This window comes from Brotaphodocola sp. (assembly GCF_983179755.1).
Window position 1 is genome coordinate 145132 of record NZ_CFAHBC010000001.1, and the last position, 17243, is coordinate 162374.

Genomic DNA, 17243 nt, shown 5'->3' on the forward strand with positions numbered 1-17243 from the left:
GAGAGGAGTTATATGATTATTAAAAGTGGGTTAAAAAATTCTGCGGAGTTTAGGAGAGAGTCGGAGATGGAGCAGGGAGTGCGTGACAGGGAAATGAGAAGAGCGAGAACGAATCAGCGGGGAAAGAGCAGAAAGAGAGAAAGAAGAAATGGAGGGAATCTACTTGCGTTTCTTGTCGCTCTGCTTGCAGTGGGAGTGGTTGGAACAGCAGGTCATCGTCTGGTCAGCGAAGGGATGGAGGCGTCTAGGCAGGCCGGACAGGTTCAGGTTCAGGAGAGCGGGCAACAAGAAGCAGACGAAGTAAATGGAGCCAATGGGGGAAGCGCGGAAAATTCTGGAACAGAGACAGAGGCAGGAACGGAGAACGGGAATTCTGATGGGACAGAAAATCTGAATGCGAGTGGTGAGGGCACTCAGGATACTCAGAGTGCGTCAAATGATCAGGCAGAGCTGATCACAGAGGGGGAAAAGCCTGAGTCGGAGCGGGATACGACACCGCATCTTGGTGGAGCAGAGCTTCGGATGTTGCAGTCCCAGACAAAGGGACAGATGATGTCGTTTCTGTTGAAAACAAAGTCGGGAAAACTGATTGTTGTGGACGGAGGAAGATGGGATGACGGGGATTACCTGATGGAGCAAATTCAGAAAGAAGGTGGTCATGTGAGTGCGTGGTTTCTGACGCACGCTCACACGGATCATGTGGGAGCATTGCTCAAACTTCTGACGAATGAGGCAGATGGGGAGGATACCGGAATCACGATCGATCACATTTACTATAATTTTGCGAGTGCGGAGTGGTATCAAAAGCATGAACTCGGAGATCTCGGAACGGCGATGAGTATTCTTCAGCAGTTGTCTGCACTTCCGGCGGGAGTCTGCCAGACTGTAAAGCGTGGAGATGAGATTAAGGTCGATGATGTGATGATTCAGGTGATGAATGATCGGTATGAGCCGGAGGAAGTCGGGGAGAGAGACGGAAACGATGCTTCGGTCGCCTATCGAATGGTGGTAAATGGAAAATCGATTCTCTTCCTCGGAGATCTTCAGAAGAAGGGTGGAGCACATCTGCTTCAACAGGCTGGAGGCGGGCTGAAATCGGATATGGTTCAGATGGCACATCATGGTCAGAACGGTGTGGAGGAAAATGTCTATGAGGCGATTCAGCCTTCGGTCTGCCTGTGGCCAACTCCACAGTGGCTCTGGGACAATGAGGGTGGAAGCTATACGACACCTGAGACAAAAGCGTGGGTCAAGAAGTTGAATGTGAGTAGAAATTACTGCATGAAGGACGGGGACCAGGTAATTCGCTGATTGGATGATTGGAAGTAAAAAAATGAAACATTCAGATCCGGCAAAGCATGATCTCTCGAAGGAGACGAGGAGGAAAACGGTTTGCCGGATTGTTTGCAAGTTTTATTTTAATCTTCGACATGGAGACCGCTGTGATAGGAGTAGCTTCCAAGCTCGTCAAGCAGGCGGGAGAGCTCCTGTTTGGAAATCTCCTTATTTCCGACGACAGCAGAATTGATGATCGCAAACACGGAGTTACACTTGGCGAGCGACTGACGGAACAGATCCGGGAAGGATGCTCGGGATGCGAGACGACGATCCCAAGGGTTACACCAGATCTCATGGTCGAGGTTCAGACACTTGCGCGGATTTTTGACTTCGTCCGTGACGAGCTTTTGTGAGGCAATCGGACTCCGGCGAAGCAGGCGTTCAATAAAAGCGATTTTATTTCGCTTGGAGCTGTTGGGGTCTGCGAGTGTCCGACATCCGAAACGGATCGCAAGGATGGATCGGTAGACCATCGAGGGGGTTACCTGAAAGTTGTTGCTGTAAGTGATCGGATAGTACGCCTCATTGATACATTCAGACAGAAAACGGGAGATAAACTGCATCTCCATTCCATTTAAGCAGATGGAAGCCGCCTGGTTGAACTGGGACGGCTTTTTCTTTTTGTATTTCATGAGCAGGAGCGCGTCAATGTCATTCTCGAGGGCTGCATGAAGACCGTGCGTGTGACTGCTTGGATGTTTGGCATCGTAACCGATTCTTCCATAGACATAGGGGTGGCAGATCGAGTCTCCGATGTAATGGCAGAGGTATCCGCAGAAATATGCCAGTCCCTCCTCGCGTTGCTGTCGGGAAGAAATCTTTGCGAGGTGCTTTAAATAACAGGAAAAGAAATCCTGAATGTGATGCTCATGCATGTAGGAACCGACATTTCGATAGTCGCGGTGGCGCAGAATCGGAATGTTGTAGAAGAAGATATCCGGTCCCTGAAGACCGAGCTGGTAGAGCCATCGGTATTTCGCGACGATGTATTTCAATTGGTTATTGGGGAGGTCGTTGTATGCCTTCATTCCCAAAATATAGTGAGTAGTAAATCCAGGCATAAAAATCCTTCTTTCTCTCAAAAAGTCTGATAAAACGTTCTGACACTCCAACGGCTAAAGCTCGTTGGGGTCTCATATACATGAACTTCCAAATATGCTCGAAAGTATATAAGACTGATTCATTTCCATGAAACTTTCATTATCAATCATTCTAATAAATGAATTAACGATAACATACGGCTCGTGTCAAAACCGTTTTTTCTACTTTTTAAATGCCCATACTACTCAAAGTATGGGTATTTTTTAATCTTTGAATTTCTATATCATGAAGTATTTTAAAAGTATGAAATCTGTCATTGCATTTCTCTATATCAAAATTTTCTAAATCACCTGAAATATTCATTATTAAAAAAGCACTGTATAAATCTCTCTGAATCTTCATTCCGTTTAAGTCATTCCATCGTTTTGAAAGTGATTTTTTATGATACTCACCTGTTATATGATTAAATTGACTGGCTTTTGCTTTAAAGGTATTAATTTCTATCAAATTCAATCCATAATAAGCAAGTTTTCGATTAATAATCGTCAATAGCATAGCAGGCGCTCTCTTTGCGAGAGATTTCCCGAATCGCTTCTTTTTCTTGAACCTTCCTTTTTCATTCTTTTCGGTTTTAGTTGCTTTCTTTTGCAGTCCAGAAAAATTCATTTCTTCAACATAAATGTTATTACCAAGAGAGAGAATATAATTCGCCAAACATTCGTGCTGATATTTTCGGACATCGGCTTGCTTTCTATATAATTCCTTTAACTGATTTTGATATTTCATATAATGCTTTGATTTATTCCAAATAACTTTCTTATTTCCCTGCTTCTTAACCGTTCCGTCTTCCTTGTAGTTTTCAGGATTTGTTGCGCGTCTACTGCGATCCATTTTCCTTAACAGCCTGCGTTTTTTATCTTCAATATTTTGCACTTTATCTGCTAAAATTAAAAGTTTCGCATCTGTTTTACTGGAAATTGCAACCGTAGAAGTTCCAATATCAATGCCAACATCTCCGTCACCAAGAGGATGTTTCATTTCTCCAGTTTCGCTATTAAATTTTTGGGGTGGTGTTCCTTTAAAAACTACTTGAACATAAAATTTGTACTTGTTATGAATAAACTTTCTAACGATTCGACAATAAGAAATTTCAGATTGCATTGCCTGGGCTTCATAAGGGTTTTTCCAATCAATCCTCACTGGTATTTGCAATCCATTCCAGCTTAAATGCTCATTAATCAAGCGAATTCCCGTAGAGTTCGATTTTCCTTCCAGAGAATTCATATCTCCATATCGCTTATAATAGATCTGTTTTCCATTTCCATAAAACAACTTCTTGTATGCTTTCCATAATGTAGTTGCAATTTTCTGAGCGGTAAACGAATCCATATTTTTCTTAAAATGCTTTTGCATTTCTTTTACATCAGCGTGAAGGAAATATTCGGTCAAATTGTAGTCTTTTCGCATCTGATCAATCTGGTCCCAAATTAGTTTATCTGATTTTTTGTTTCCAGTCAGCATCGACATCAAATTTCTATACTTTTTGGTTTTAATCATTTCTTTATAACGCTTTTGAGAAACACTTACCAAAGCATTATAAATTTTTCTTCCAATTTCAAACCGTTTATTCAAAACATCTTCTTGATAAGATTCTGTTTTTAATGGAAATTGAACTACAAAATTTGCCATAATATTCACCTCACTCTCCGTTTAATATCGTTTCCTTTGATCCTCTACATACTTCTTAATTGTTTCACTACATACATTTTCAGCAGTAGAAACAAAGTAGTTTCTAGTCCATAAACTAGGCATTTTAGACAATTCAGAAAATTCTTCTCGAAGTATCTTACTCGTGTATCCTTTAATTTGTTGCATAATATCGGATGGACTCAAGGTCGGCAGACAATTTAAGAACATATGGGAATGGTCTTTATCGCATTCTATTGCAATAATTTCAATTTCTAGCTCCTTACATTTTATTTTGACCAGTTCTTTAAAGCGTTTTTCAACATCCGGTATTAGAAAAATCTTTCTTCTGTATCTCGGACAAAATACAAAATGATAGTTTATCAAAGATACGGTTGTATTTGTATGTCTATAATTATTTTCCATACATATATTATACTGCTATATGTGTATAAAATCAATTATTGCTTACACATTTCTTGATTGTTTTGCGCTATCCATCCCACACCTAAAGGCGTGGGATGGATAGCGCATTCATTGTAAAATATGTCAAGGACGCTTTGGAAACGTGTTTGATCTGTCTTTATCATAGCATATTTTAGGGGGAAATACGAGAGGAATCCATTACCGTTTATTAGCGTTTGTGTAGCAAGTGTTACTGTACACAAGTTGGCATGTTAGTGTGTTGGTGTATTCGCTCGCGTGGCTCCTCCAGAGGGAAAAGTCCTGCAAATACGCTTGCGCTCCTGCTTCAATCAGCGGATGCATCATGCATCACTGGCGCATCCTTGATACGCAAAGCGAACGCAACGGGTTTGCAGTAGCTTTCCCGTCTTCCGTCGCCGTGAGGTCTTGGTCAGTTCTGCTGACATATCCCAATTAGAATTATTACATATTCACTTCTGAGTTCAAAATTCCTGTATATAGTAGGTTGAATTTCGCATATAAATCGCATAGAGATGCAGAAAAGAGCAGAGAAGACCACAAAAGATTCGTGCTGGTTGTGTCAGAAAGCGGTGGTCTCCTTGAGTAAAATAAAATCTGAGATAGGCAGGGATGGGAACTATGCGGGTGATACAAGAGTTGCATTTGATTTTGTGGGGACCGTGGACACTGGTATTGTTTTTGAGTACGGGAATCTGGTTCTTTGTCCGTTCTGGCGGTTTCCCGATTTTTCGGTTTGGATACTGGTGGAATTGCACGATCGGGAGCATTTTGAAGATGACGGGCGAGACGGAGAAAAGCAGAGATGCAATAAGGATTAAGGAGGATGGGGAGAATCAGGATCAGGAACAGATTACGGTCTTTCAGTCGGCATGTACAGCGCTTGCGGCGACGATCGGAACGGGAAATATCGTCGGTGTCGCGACTGCGCTGACGGCAGGCGGAGCCGGAGCGCTGTTCTGGATGTGGGTCTGTGCGTTGCTTGGGATGGCAACTGCGTATGCAGAGACAAGTCTGGGACAGAAATTTCGCTTTCGCAGGGAGGATGGGACTTGGATCTGTGGTCCGATGATCTATATGGAGCGGGGGCTTAAAGCCCCTCTTTTGGGCATTTTTTATGCGGGTTCTGCGTGTCTGGCATCTCTTGGAATGGGGAGCATGGTGCAGGCAAACTCGATTCAGGAGACTTTAGAATATGGATTTGGAGTTCCGCCAATCTTGGGCGCAGGGATGATTTCCATATGCTGTGGACTGGTGATTTTCGGCGGAGCGAAGCGGATCGCGAGAGTTTCTGAGCGCTTGATGCCGACGATAGCAGGAATCTATCTTCTGTGTTCGGTGCTTGTGATTGTGCAGTGTTTGCCTGTTCTTCCGGGAGTGATTGGAGAGATTTTCCGCGATGCCTTTTCTTTTCGCTCGGTCGGAGGGGGAATTGCTGGAATCCTGTTTTCTAAAAGTGTGCGCTACGGGATGGCGCGGGGCGTGTTTTCTAACGAAGCGGGGCTTGGAAGTCTGGCAGTGCTTCACGGAGCGACCGAAGAGACGACACCTGAGGAGCAGGGTATGTGGGCGATGTTTGAGGTGTTTTTTGACACGGTGGTCGTCTGCACCTTGACCGCTGTGGTGATTCTCTGCGTGCAGAGGCAGGCGGGGGAAAGTGCAGTCGGAGTCGGGGATGGAGCAGTGCTTGCATCGTGGTGTTTTGGGCGAAAACTTGGGATGGCTGGTGAGTGGATGATGTCAGTCGCGATGATCGTGTTTGCGTTTGCGACAATCATTGCGTGGTATTACATGGGAGAACAGAATGTGGAATATTTGCGGATGCGTTTAGGTGGAATGTGGGAAGGCAGATCAAAAAACAGAGAGAGAACAACAAAAAACAGAAAATGGGAGAAGCAAGCAAAGACAACTGGGAATCTATACCGGATTCTCTATCTGGGGAGTGTGTGTGCGGGAGCATTGTGTCGACTCGACTTAATCTGGGCACTGGCGGATCTTTGTAATGCACTGATGGCATATCCGAATCTGTTGTCGTTGTGGATGCTCTCGGGAAATGTTGTTTTTCCGGGAAAACGAAAATAGTAAATCAAAAAATAAGAAAAAACAGGATAAAGTAGGATAAACAACGAGAAAGGATCTCTCCGCAGCTGAGAGATCCTTTCCACGTATGTTTTGAAGAGGTAAAAAGGGAGGAGAGCTGATTATTCACGTTCGTATCAGCTCAAAAGTATTATGAAAAAAATCTTTTTGGCACTTCATAAACAACTTGTTTTGTTGTTTATGGTTATAGTATATGGGAAAATCGTGAAGAAATCGTGTTGATTATGTAAAAGGTTTTTGAATGATTTATGAATGAAATATGAACAAGGAAAAACGGAAAGTTGAGGGATACGATATACTTTTCACAGAAAATGTGATAGGATGAGGGACAGGCTTGGTTTATACGATTTTTAAATAAAAAATGAGTGGGAACCTGACCAGACCGAAGGGTGATAAAGGAAATATAAGAGAGATAAGAGAAAATAAAAAACGATAGAAAAAAACAGGAGGGAACTATGCATTTGAGGCGGGCAAGACAGGTGATGACGATTGCGATGGCGGTGCTTGTGCTGGCATCTCCGCTTCTGCTGAAAAAGAGTGATGAGAAATTTGCGCTTGACGGAGTGGAGAATACGGCTCAGTTTCCGAAGCTCTCTGCTGAAAAACTGGTGGATGGAAGCGCCCAGTCGGAATTTGAGACCTATGTGCAGCAACATCTTCCGGGAAAGCCATTCATGGTCAGACTGCGCAATGAGATTACATTTTCTGCGCTTCATACTGTGTCGAACATCAATTACAGCATGAACCGGGATCGAAATCTGTTCAGCTGGGAGAATGTGAGTTACTATCTTCAGTATTTTGCGCCGATCAGTGAGGATGGAATGCAGGAACTGATCGGAAAACTTGAGCGTCTTGAGGCATTGCTGGAAGAGCATGGAAAACAGATGTATATTTTTATCACGCCGAACAAGGTGCGCTACATGGAGGATGAGCTTCCATGGGTGGACACGGCGATGGCGCCGAAGAATCAGGAAGCCGGAAACTACGAGAAGCTGACGGCAGGGCTGGCAAAAAGTCATTTGAAATGGTTTGACAGCATCGCTTATATCAACGAACACAGACAGGAATTTGACAGCAGAGTTCCACTGTTTTATCGGACAGGTCTGCACTGGTCGGTCTACGTCGGAAATGTTGTTGGAAATGCGTTTGGCGAGTATTTGGAGGCGGAGAGTGGGTATCAGCTTCCGGAGATGACGGTGTCGGCACAGCCGTGTGAAGAACCGGTCTATCCGGATGCGGATTCATTTGAGGTTTTCAATACGCTCGAAAAACCGTATGATTCCTACTATGAGCCGGTAATAGAGATGAATGACCCGACGACGTCTGCGCCGGGCTTTCTCTGCCGGGGTGGAAGCTTTATGGGACAGAGCCTGTCGGTTTTGATCCGCAATCACTATTTTGGAAAGAATGTCTCGATGGAGAACCGACAGATTTTTACAGATGAATTTGAAAATGTCGTTCCGTTCACGGACTATGAGGCTGTGGATATGAGAGCGTATCTCAGGGACATTGATCTTGTTGTTCTTGAAGTGAATGAGACGGCAGTGTCCGATATGAGTTTTGGGTTTATCGACTATGTGTTGGAACACCCGGAGATTCTGGAGAGTGAGGAGGCTGGCGAGTAAATGGTATTTTCATCACCGGTATTTTTATTTTTGTTTTTGCCGATGACCCTGCTGTGCTATGCGCTTGCGTCGATTCGGCGAGATGTTCGCCTGCGAAATGCAGTTTTACTGATTGCCTCGATTGTCTTTTACGGGTACGGCGGATTTGGCTATCTGGGGCTGTTTTTCGTCTCGATTTTTGTGAACTGGAAAATCGGACTGATTTTGAGTGAGAGCGAAGGGCGGAGGCGTCGCTTGGTATTCTGGGCGGGAATCGCCTGGAATCTCGGAATCCTGATCGTTTTTAAATATTTGAATCTTCTCGGGGAGACATTTGCCTCTCTTGGAGGTTTTCTGTTGCGACGGGAGATCGAAAGCCTGATTCCTCAGATTGTTCTGCCGATCGGAATCTCGTTTTTCACGTTTCAGATCATGTCCTATCTGATTGATGTGTACTGGAATCGTGTCCCTTGCCAGAAGAGTCTCTCACGGCTGGCGCTCTATATTATGCTGTTTCCTCAGCTGATTGCGGGACCGATTGTGCGATACATCGATGTGGAGACGGAGATTGGAAAGCGGGAGAGTCGTCTCGACGATGTCTATGAGGGCGTTTTCCGTTTTATGTGTGGATTTGCGAAGAAGATTCTGCTGGCAAATGCGATGGGAAAGGGAGCGGATCTCGCTTTTGGTCAGAAACCGGGAATGGGAATGATCTATGCGTGGACCGGGATTTTCTGTTACAGTCTTCAGATTTATCTGGATTTCTGGGCATATTCCGATATGGCGATCGGACTCGGACGAATCTTTGGATTTCATTTTCCGGAAAATTTCAATCATCCGTATCTCTCAAAGAGTGTTGCAGAGTTCTGGAGAAGATGGCACATCTCGCTCTCGAGCTGGTTTCGGGATTATGTATACATTCCACTCGGGGGAAGTCGGTGCAGTACAGCGAAAAACTGCCGCAATTACCTGATTGTATTTGCGCTGACGGGAATCTGGCACGGGGCAAGCTGGAATTTTCTGTTCTGGGGGCTCTATTTTGCATGTTTTCTGATTGTGGAACGCCTTGGATTTCGAAAAATTCTTGAGCGGCTGCCCGCGATTTTGCGTCATCTGTATACACTGATTGTTGTCGGAGTCGGTTGGGTGTTTTTCCGTGCGGAGACGTGTTCCCAGGCAATCGGATTTCTGAGAGAGATGTGTTCAATGAAATGGATGGGAAGTCTTGACCGCGAGCTGGCAGAGCTGATGGCAGGACCGAAATTTATTCTGCTGTCTGTGATCTCGATTCTTTGCTGTACGCCGTTTTTCTCCGGTCTGCGCTCGTGGCTGGAGCGTCACCATCTCGGAATGGTTGCAGATCTGGGAATCACTGTGGTCTTCTTCCTTTCCGTCTGTGAGATGATGGCGAGTGGATATAATCCGTTCATTTATTTCCGGTTCTGATAATTTTCGTTTTGTTGTGGGAGGAGATTTTGTGTTGGAAGGAAGGTTGCGGGAAATTACTTGTTTTACGTATCTTATTCAGTGTGCAGACGGGAGTCTGTACTGTGGCTGGACGAATGATTTGGAAAAACGAGTGAAAGCGCACAATGCGGGACATGGTGCGAAGTACACGAGAAGTCGAAGACCGGTGAAGCTTGTCTATTATGAGACGTTTGCGACAAAGCAGGAGGCGATGAGACGGGAGTGGGAGATCAAGCAGCTCAGAAGGGCAGAAAAGCTGGACTTGATTAACGGAAACAAAAAATATGCTCAGCCACCGGTCGCTTCGTCTGAACAAGTGTCGACTTGAACTCATCAGATCGGTGATGGCCGAGCAATTTCTGTGATTTTGATAAGAAGATGTCAGCAAAGCTGACCAGAATCATGTGCCAGGTCGATGCTTGTGAGCGTCGACCTGAGTGCAGGAACGGCATTCAACTTAAGTCATGCAACAAATGCATACATCATGATATAATGACAGAGACTTCCACCCATCACAAAGAGATGAAAAATCTCATGGGAACCGAAGTTCTTGTGGCGGGAGTTGAAGATCGGAAGTTTCAGTGCATAGATCACACCGCCAACGGTGTAAATGATTCCGCCTGCGAGCAACCAGCCGAAGGCTTCTGCCGGGAGGGCAGAGACAATCTTGCCGAACGCGAAGATGCAGACCCAGCCCATCGCAATGTAGATGATTGAGGAGAACCATTTAGGGCAGGTGATCCAGAGTGCATTGATTACAATTCCGACAATCGCGATCGTCCAGACAGCTCCGAGCAGTGTCCAGCCGGTGTGATCTCCGAGAACGAGGAGGCACACCGGGGTGTAAGTGCCGGCGATCAGGATGAAGATCATCATATGGTCAACTTTGCGAAGCATCTGGTTGACTTTCGGAGAAATGTCAAGTGTGTGATAGATGGTGCTTGCCGCGTACAGCAGAATCATGCTTGTGATGAAAATGGTCAGTGCGAGCACGTGGATGTGGTCCGGAGTGTGGGCAGCTTTGATGATGAGCGGTATGGATGCAAACAGTGCAAGGATCATCGCGATGAAATGAGTCAGGGCACTGCCCGGGTCTTTGATTTTCTGTAACATAAAAATCCCTCCAGTCTGATGAGGTACTCAAAAGAGAAAGAGTACCAAATAAAACAAAATAAACAGATGCGAATAAAACAAAAACTTTAAAATTTCAAAAACCCTACAATGTAGTATTGAAAACTATATGCAAATGTTTTCTATACTATACCACTTGCGCAAAAAAAATACAAGAGGGAGATTAAGGCGGGGGGAAAATTTCTACCCATGTACAGGATCAAAAACATGGAAACTGTGATAGCAAAAGAAAAATAAAAGAGAATTTGGAGGAATGAGCATATGTTGCAGGTGATTTTTGAGGATGAATATCTTCTTGTTGTCTGGAAGCCTGTCGGGATCGAGTCTCAGTCGAGTCGCGGGTTTGGTGCAGATATGGTGAGTGAGGTGCGCAAACACATTTTTAAAACATCGAAGAAACAGGGCGAGCCGTATGTGGGCGTGATTCATCGGCTGGACAAACCGGTCAGCGGAGTGATGGTCTATGCGAAGGATAAAAAGACGGCAGGTGCGCTGAGCCTTCAAGTCACGGAGAGAAAAATGCAGAAGAAGTATCTTGCAGTTCTCTGCGGAAGACCGGAATCAAATGAGGAGACGTTTGTGGATTATCTGAAAAAGGATGAGGCAGGAAATGTTTCTGGAATCGTGGCGAGAGGAACAGAGGGAGCGAAGCGCGCGGAACTGATCTGTCGTGTTGTCGGATTTCGGACTGACCCGGTGTGGGGGGAATTGACGCTTGCGGAGATTGAACTCAAGACCGGACGTCACCACCAGATTCGCGTTCAGATGGCGGGGCATGGACTTCCGCTCTGGGGCGATGGAAAATACAATCCGATGTTTGGAGGCTCTGCGATGCAGATGCCGGAAAGTGCCTCTACCCTGGCGCAGAATGGGAAAAATGAGGAAACAAATAGGAGAAGAGGGGGACAGCCTCAGATTGCACTTTCTTCGTTTTCACTGAGCTTTATTCATCCGGCACTTGGGCGCAGAGTTTCTTTTGAGCATCTGCCATCTGCTGAAATTTTCAGAAATTTTGAAAAACCGGAAAGCTGAGTCATGCATATTTTGGTTTGCTGTGGACACACTAGGAATGTACAAAGGAAGTACAAATCAGAAGCAGGTGAGTCCATGGGTAAACCAGAAAAGAAACTGAAGAAGATATTACGCATTCTGGGAATCACGGGTGCAGTATACGGAGTATTCCGCTTTCTGCTGCCCCTTGTGGTTCCCTTTCTGTTTGCCGTACTGTTTGCAGTGTGGCTTTGGCCGTCCGCACAGAAGATTTCCCGGCATTTGCGGTGGAAAGTTCCCGGCATCAGGAGAGAGCTGATCATTCCGGAGGGCGCAGTTGCGGTGTTCGAGTTGTTGCTTCTTTTTGCGATTTTGATGGGAATTGTCAGCCTTGGAGGAAGAAAACTTTTTCAGGAGTTGGTTCGTCTGTCAGAGCGCCTTCCGTTCTGGGTTCAGGAGATGGATCGCGGGTTGACAAAGCTCTGTCGTCTGACGGAGCAGACCTTTTGTCTCAAAACGGATATGGCGGTGTTTGCGGTGAGAGCGATGCTCAAGGAAGGAATTTTCAGCTTAAGACAGAGGGCGATGACATTGTTCGTGAACCATTCTGCCTCCTGCCTGCGCTTTTTCGTCTATATGGGAGTTTTCGGGGCGATCGTTTTGATTGCGACGGGGCTTCTTGTGCAGGAGATGGATTTCTGGAAAAAACGTTTTCGCCAGTCTGAGTTTCATGAGGAGTGGAGCCGGGTCTGCGAGCGTCTTACAAATGCCGGGACGGCCTACCTTCGCGCACAGGGAATTCTTCTCGTGATTACGACGCTGATCTGCGTTGTCGGATTTTGGCTGATGGGAAATCCCTACTATCTGCTTGTTGGAATTGCAGTGGGGATTCTCGATGCACTTCCTGTATTTGGCGTCGGGACAGTTTTGATTCCGTGGGCGATTCTGATGCTGATTCTGGGAAAATGGGAGAGAGCAATCTGGCTCTTTGTCATCTATGTGATCTGCTATTTCCTGCGGGAGATTCTGGAGGCGAAGCTGATGAGCCGGAAAGTTGGAATGACTCCGTTTGAGACGCTTTTGTCGATGTATGTGGGAGTGCAACTGTTTGGAATTTTTGGATTTTTGCTTGGACCGGCAGGATTTTTGCTGATCCGTGATTTGAATCAGGTCTGGGGGCACGAGGCCCCCGATAATTGCTGATTAATGAGTGATGATTGCTGATTGGGAGTGAGATGAGAGCGCGAGATGAGAGTGTAAGATGGGGCGAGAAAATCGTTGCTGTCTGCACAATGCGTGAACAGTAACAGAAAATCAGAATTTCTCAGGATGTTCCTTGAAGAAACGGATCATCTCGTGGGTCAGGCTTGCGTGATCTTCGTCCTCGAGCGGGATGTCCTCGCGCTCAAACCACTCTGCAAGGGACAATTCTTCCTGATCGAGATGAATCGAATCGTGCTCTGCGAGATCACAGAAAAAACCGGCAAGCAGGGTGTCGGAGAACGACCATGGCTGACTTTTGTAGTAGCGGATATTTGTGACTTTCAGACCGACTTCTTCCATTACTTCGCGGGAGACTGTTTGTTCAAGCGTCTCACCGATCTCGGTGAATCCGGCGAGAAGCGCGTATTTCTTGTAGGTGCGCCCATTGTATTTTGAGAGGAGAAGGCGATTTCCGTCCGTGACAGCGATGATGACAGCGGGGCTGATCTTCGGGTACTCCATCTGGTGACAGCGGTCGCAGTACATCATGCGCTCCTTCTCGTGCTTGCGAAGTGGTGCGCCACAGCGTCCACAGTAGCGTCGGCTCTGGTACCAGTTGGATAGCTGATATCCGGTGATTCCGGCAAAGGAGAGAAAGCGCGGGGAAAAATTGCGGAAAATCTGCGTGCTTTCCATAGAAAAGTGGGACGGAGCCGGAATCGTGATGTGTTCAAGCAGATAGAAGTCCTGACCGTCTATCGCAAAGAGGTAGATGCAGTGCTCGTAAATGTCATCGTTTTCCTTCTCAAGATCCCGAAAACGGGGAAAATCGAATTCGCGGGAATCTGAGGTGTTTTTCAAGTGAACGAGGGTCCTGTGTGGTTCAAAGTACAGCGCGTAGCTGTCGGGTGAGGGTTTCGCATCCGGTTGGTAGGCATTGTCATAGTGGTGTGGGGCGATATCCTGAATCATGATTGTTTCTCTTCCTTTCCAGTTTCTTCTTTTTTACTTTTTTTTATATCATCTTTTTTGGGGTTTCTGCTCTTCTGGTTTTTGCCCAAATTTGCAGGCATGGCATGTAAGTACAAGTTTGCGATTAATTATAGCAGGAGTTTTTTGCAGGTGCAAGTTTTCACCCGTTTACAGATTGGCGGGATTGACGTATAATAACTCAAAGTGGGTGCAAAGCGCCGGTGGCGCTTGTTCTGCACCGACCGCAGTGAAACGGAGAAGCGCAGTGATTATGATTGGAAGATGTCAGCAAAGCTGACCAGAATCGCGCGCAAAATCTTCGCAAGCGTTGACTTGAAACAAAAATGCACACAGGACGATCCGCTACAAGACGGAATGCCAATGGCGTGCGGAGAGGAGATTGCAAAATGACTTTTACTTATCCAGCGGTGATTGTTCCGCACAAGGATGACAATGGATTTCATGCAGAATTTCCGGATCTGGAATGTTGCTATGCAGATGGCGGAGATCTGGAAGATACGCTCGATGCGGCGAGAGAGGCAGCGTATGACTGGCTGTTTCTGGAATTAGAGGAAGGCGGACATTTTCCGGAGACATCCCATCCGGAGGACATCAAAGTGCCGGAAGACGGATTTGTGCGCAATATTATGGTACGAATTAAACTGCTTCCTGACAGTGATTGAGTGAGGCTTGATCGGAGAGGGCGAAAACCCTTGAAAGATAAAAGAGAGAAACTAAAAAAGAAAGATTAAAGAAAGAAAACAAAAACGGTACAGGAGGAGACGAAAGATGAAGGTAATCGCAACAGAGAAGGCACCGGGCGCAATCGGACCGTATTCTCAGGGATATGAGAGCTGTGGACTTGTATTTGCATCCGGTCAGATTCCGGTAAATCCGGCAGACGGAAGTATTCCGGAGGGAATCACCGCACAGGCAGAGCAGAGTTGCAAGAACGTGGGCGAGATCCTGAAGGCTGGTGGAAGTGGCTATGAGAAGGTTGTCAAGACAACCTGTTTCCTTGCAGATATTGCAGATTTTGCAGCATTCAATGAGGTGTATGCAAAGTACTTTGTATCAAAACCGGCAAGAAGCTGTGTTGCAGTGAAGGATCTTCCGAAGGGCGTTCTGTGTGAGGTTGAGGCAATCGCTGAGAAATAAAGAACGAACGATCTAAGGAAGATTGATAAAAAGATTAGAATGTGCCGGAAGGCGGAATGGACGAAAAGGACAGATGAGTGCGCAGAAAATGGGACTCATCTGTCTTTTTTTATATGATAGGAAATTGCGTCCTATCATACAAAAAATGCTCCGCAGGGATGCGCACTCAGCGCAGGAGAAGATGGTTGCTGAAGCAACCGCGCCTCGGCGCGAGAATGTGCCAAGGCACATTCTTTTTTTATGTCCTTTTTTGTGAAATCCAAGGATACTGCTGCGAATAATATTCTGATGTAATATTCTGGTGTGCGCGTGGATTTGAGAAGAATTTGAGAAATTTTGTTTATAAAGTTTATGGAAAAATTTTACAAAAAGTTTATAGGTATTGACTTATATGCGATATAAAAAAATACATATTGGACGTAAAAAAATACAAGTGTTATAGTTATTGCATAAAAACTATGCTTAATCTGGCACAAAACAGATCAAAAAAGTGCAAAGGAGAAAGAAAGTATGTCAGAGGTTGTTGTAGGTCTTCTTGGTTTTGCCTGCATCGTTGCCATCGTGGTAACCCTGTTTAAGAGCAAAACTCTGCCGAGTATCGCGTTCATTACGTTCCCGATGATACTGGCACTGATTCTTGTCCTGGGTGGTTACTATTCCTGGGAAAACATTGGAAAGCTGATTAAGAGCGGATTTTCCAGCACAGGTCCGACTGCGGCACTGTTTGTATTCAGCGTTCTTTACTTCGGTATCATGACAGATGCCGGAATGTTCGATGTTATTATCGGTAAGCTGATGCTTCTGGTAAAGGACAACGTTATCGGCGTTTGTGTAATGACCGCTATCATTGCCCTGATCGGACATCTCGATGGCGGTGGCGCTTCCACCTTCTGTATTGTAGTTCCGGCAATGCTTCCGGTTTACAAGAAGATGCATATGCGTCCGGTTACCCTGCTTCGTATCGCAGTTATTTCCATGGGTGTCTTAAACCTGATGCCGTGGGCTGGTCCGACAATGCGTGCGGCTACGGTTCTTGGTATCGAGGCATCTTCTCTGTGGCAGACCCTTCTGCCGATTCAGGCATGTGGTATCGTTCTGGCATTGGTTGTTGCTGTTATCAACGGTGTTATCGAGCAGAAGCGCGGTGCAGGTTTAAATGGTAGACTTGCAAAAGAGGCTGGCGTTCACAGCGCAGAGGAAGAGGCAGCTGCTTCTGAGGAGAACAAGGATCTGGCTCGTCCGAAACTGTTCATCTTCAACATCATCCTGACGATCGCAGTTATCGCTCTGCTGATCAAGGATATCTTCCCGAGCTATGTACCGTTCATGATCGGTGTTGCAGTAGCAATTCTGGTAAACTATCCGGGCGCAAAGATGCAGAAGAAGATCATCAACATGCATTCTGGTCCGGCTCTGATGATGTGCTCCACCCTTATGGGCGCAGCAGTTCTGATGGGTATTCTGGTTAAGGATATCGAGGGTGTGACCAGTGTTATCACCTGCATGTCCAACCTGATCAGTAGCATCCTTCCGGCAGCACTTGGTCAGCATCTGCCGTTAGTAATCGGTATCCTGAGTGTACCGCTGGCACTGGCATTCGATACAGACAGCTACTTCTACGGAATGCTTCCGGTTATGATCGGAATCGGCGAGGGCTTTGGCGTTTCTGCTATGCCGATCGCAGTAGCAATGGTTGTTTGCCGTAACTGTGCAACCTTCATCAGCCCGATGGTACCGGCTACTCTGCTGGGTGTTGGTCTTGCAGATGTGGACATTAAGGATCACATCAAGAACAGCTTCCTTTGGGTATGGGGATTCAGTATCGTGTGTATGCTGATTGCGATTGTACTTGGCATTATGCCGTTATAATCTGATCGCACAGGTTGTATAAAAAGAAAACAGAGCATGATTGAATGATTGAAGTTTTGTGTCAGAACATAAAAACAGTAGCTGAGAAGTTATTGGATCTTGAATCATACGATTAAGAAAAAAATAAGGATAGTTAAGATTAAGAATAGTAAGGAAAAGGCAATGTGACTCTTCGGAGTGGCGTTGCCTTTTTTCTTTGCGGTCGATATAATGAGGGGAGACAGGAAGAAGTAGAGCATA

At 45.7% G+C, this 17243-nt stretch carries 15 protein-coding genes; 10 read left to right on the forward strand and 5 right to left on the reverse strand.

Annotated features, from left to right (window positions below):
* Positions 1–66 precede the first annotated feature (66 nt).
* Entirely contained in the window at positions 67–1311 is a 1245-nt protein-coding gene (locus AC4EVX_RS00610) for an MBL fold metallo-hydrolase (protein WP_177978111.1), read from the forward strand.
* Positions 1312–1418: 107 nt separating this feature from the next.
* Here AC4EVX_RS00610 and AC4EVX_RS00615 read toward each other — a convergent pair whose 3' ends face one another.
* From AC4EVX_RS00615 to tnpA, 3 genes are all read right to left on the reverse strand, one after another.
* A complete protein-coding gene (locus AC4EVX_RS00615; protein ID WP_177978110.1) occupies positions 1419–2399 on the reverse strand; it encodes a zinc dependent phospholipase C family protein in 981 nt (326 codons plus the stop codon).
* Between the two features lie 208 nt (positions 2400–2607).
* Complete coding sequence (locus AC4EVX_RS00620; protein WP_177978109.1) at positions 2608–4068, reverse strand: transposase; 1461 nt, start codon at positions 4066–4068, stop codon at positions 2608–2610.
* Between the two features lie 21 nt (positions 4069–4089).
* Positions 4090–4491: an IS200/IS605 family transposase gene (tnpA, locus tag AC4EVX_RS00625; protein WP_177978108.1), complete on the reverse strand. Its 402-nt coding sequence runs from the start codon at positions 4489–4491 to the stop codon at positions 4090–4092.
* A gap of 639 nt (positions 4492–5130) precedes the next feature.
* On the opposite strand from tnpA, the gene AC4EVX_RS00630 reads away from it, so the two are divergent.
* The 4 genes from AC4EVX_RS00630 to AC4EVX_RS00645 all read left to right on the forward strand — a co-directional run bounded on the left by AC4EVX_RS00630 (position 5131) and on the right by AC4EVX_RS00645 (position 10008).
* Positions 5131–6591, forward strand: coding sequence for an alanine/glycine:cation symporter family protein (locus AC4EVX_RS00630; protein ID WP_490159353.1), 1461 nt, complete (start codon positions 5131–5133; stop codon positions 6589–6591).
* A gap of 473 nt (positions 6592–7064) precedes the next feature.
* Positions 7065–8234: an alginate O-acetyltransferase AlgX-related protein gene (locus AC4EVX_RS00635; RefSeq protein ID WP_490159354.1), complete on the forward strand. Its 1170-nt coding sequence runs from the start codon at positions 7065–7067 to the stop codon at positions 8232–8234.
* Positions 8235–9659: an MBOAT family protein gene (locus AC4EVX_RS00640; RefSeq protein WP_177978106.1), complete on the forward strand. Its 1425-nt coding sequence runs from the start codon at positions 8235–8237 to the stop codon at positions 9657–9659. It abuts the gene before it with no gap.
* A 55-nt stretch (positions 9660–9714) separates the two neighbouring features.
* Positions 9715–10008 (forward strand): GIY-YIG nuclease family protein, encoded by a 294-nt coding sequence (locus AC4EVX_RS00645; RefSeq protein WP_177978128.1) that lies wholly within the window; start codon positions 9715–9717, stop codon positions 10006–10008.
* A 134-nt stretch (positions 10009–10142) separates the two neighbouring features.
* Here the strand turns inward: AC4EVX_RS00645 and trhA are convergent, their stop codons facing one another.
* On the reverse strand, positions 10143–10793 hold the full coding sequence (gene trhA, locus AC4EVX_RS00650) for a PAQR family membrane homeostasis protein TrhA (protein ID WP_308450953.1): 651 nt from the start codon (positions 10791–10793) through the stop codon (positions 10143–10145).
* Positions 10794–11072: 279 nt separating this feature from the next.
* Between trhA and AC4EVX_RS00655 the strand changes: the two genes are divergently transcribed.
* Both AC4EVX_RS00655 and AC4EVX_RS00660 read left to right on the forward strand, forming a co-directional pair.
* Positions 11073–11843: a pseudouridine synthase gene (locus tag AC4EVX_RS00655; RefSeq protein ID WP_177978104.1), complete on the forward strand. Its 771-nt coding sequence runs from the start codon at positions 11073–11075 to the stop codon at positions 11841–11843.
* Positions 11844–11918: 75 nt separating this feature from the next.
* The gene (locus AC4EVX_RS00660) at positions 11919–13004 is read left to right on the forward strand and encodes an AI-2E family transporter (protein WP_490159355.1); all 1086 of its coding nucleotides are present in this window, start codon (positions 11919–11921) and stop codon (positions 13002–13004) included.
* A gap of 111 nt (positions 13005–13115) precedes the next feature.
* Here the strand turns inward: AC4EVX_RS00660 and nudC are convergent, their stop codons facing one another.
* Positions 13116–13976 carry an NAD(+) diphosphatase gene (gene nudC / locus AC4EVX_RS00665; protein WP_177978102.1) on the reverse strand — a complete coding sequence of 287 codons (861 nt, stop codon included), beginning with the start codon at positions 13974–13976 and terminating at the stop codon, positions 13116–13118.
* Between the two features lie 407 nt (positions 13977–14383).
* Between nudC and AC4EVX_RS00670 the strand changes: the two genes are divergently transcribed.
* From AC4EVX_RS00670 to AC4EVX_RS00680, 3 genes are all read left to right on the forward strand, one after another.
* Positions 14384–14659: a type II toxin-antitoxin system HicB family antitoxin gene (locus AC4EVX_RS00670; protein WP_177978101.1), complete on the forward strand. Its 276-nt coding sequence runs from the start codon at positions 14384–14386 to the stop codon at positions 14657–14659.
* 106 nt (positions 14660–14765) lie between these two features.
* The gene (locus AC4EVX_RS00675) at positions 14766–15134 is read left to right on the forward strand and encodes a RidA family protein (protein WP_177978100.1); all 369 of its coding nucleotides are present in this window, start codon (positions 14766–14768) and stop codon (positions 15132–15134) included.
* Positions 15135–15644: 510 nt separating this feature from the next.
* Positions 15645–17003: a CitMHS family transporter gene (locus AC4EVX_RS00680; protein WP_177978099.1), complete on the forward strand. Its 1359-nt coding sequence runs from the start codon at positions 15645–15647 to the stop codon at positions 17001–17003.
* Positions 17004–17243 lie beyond the last annotated feature (240 nt).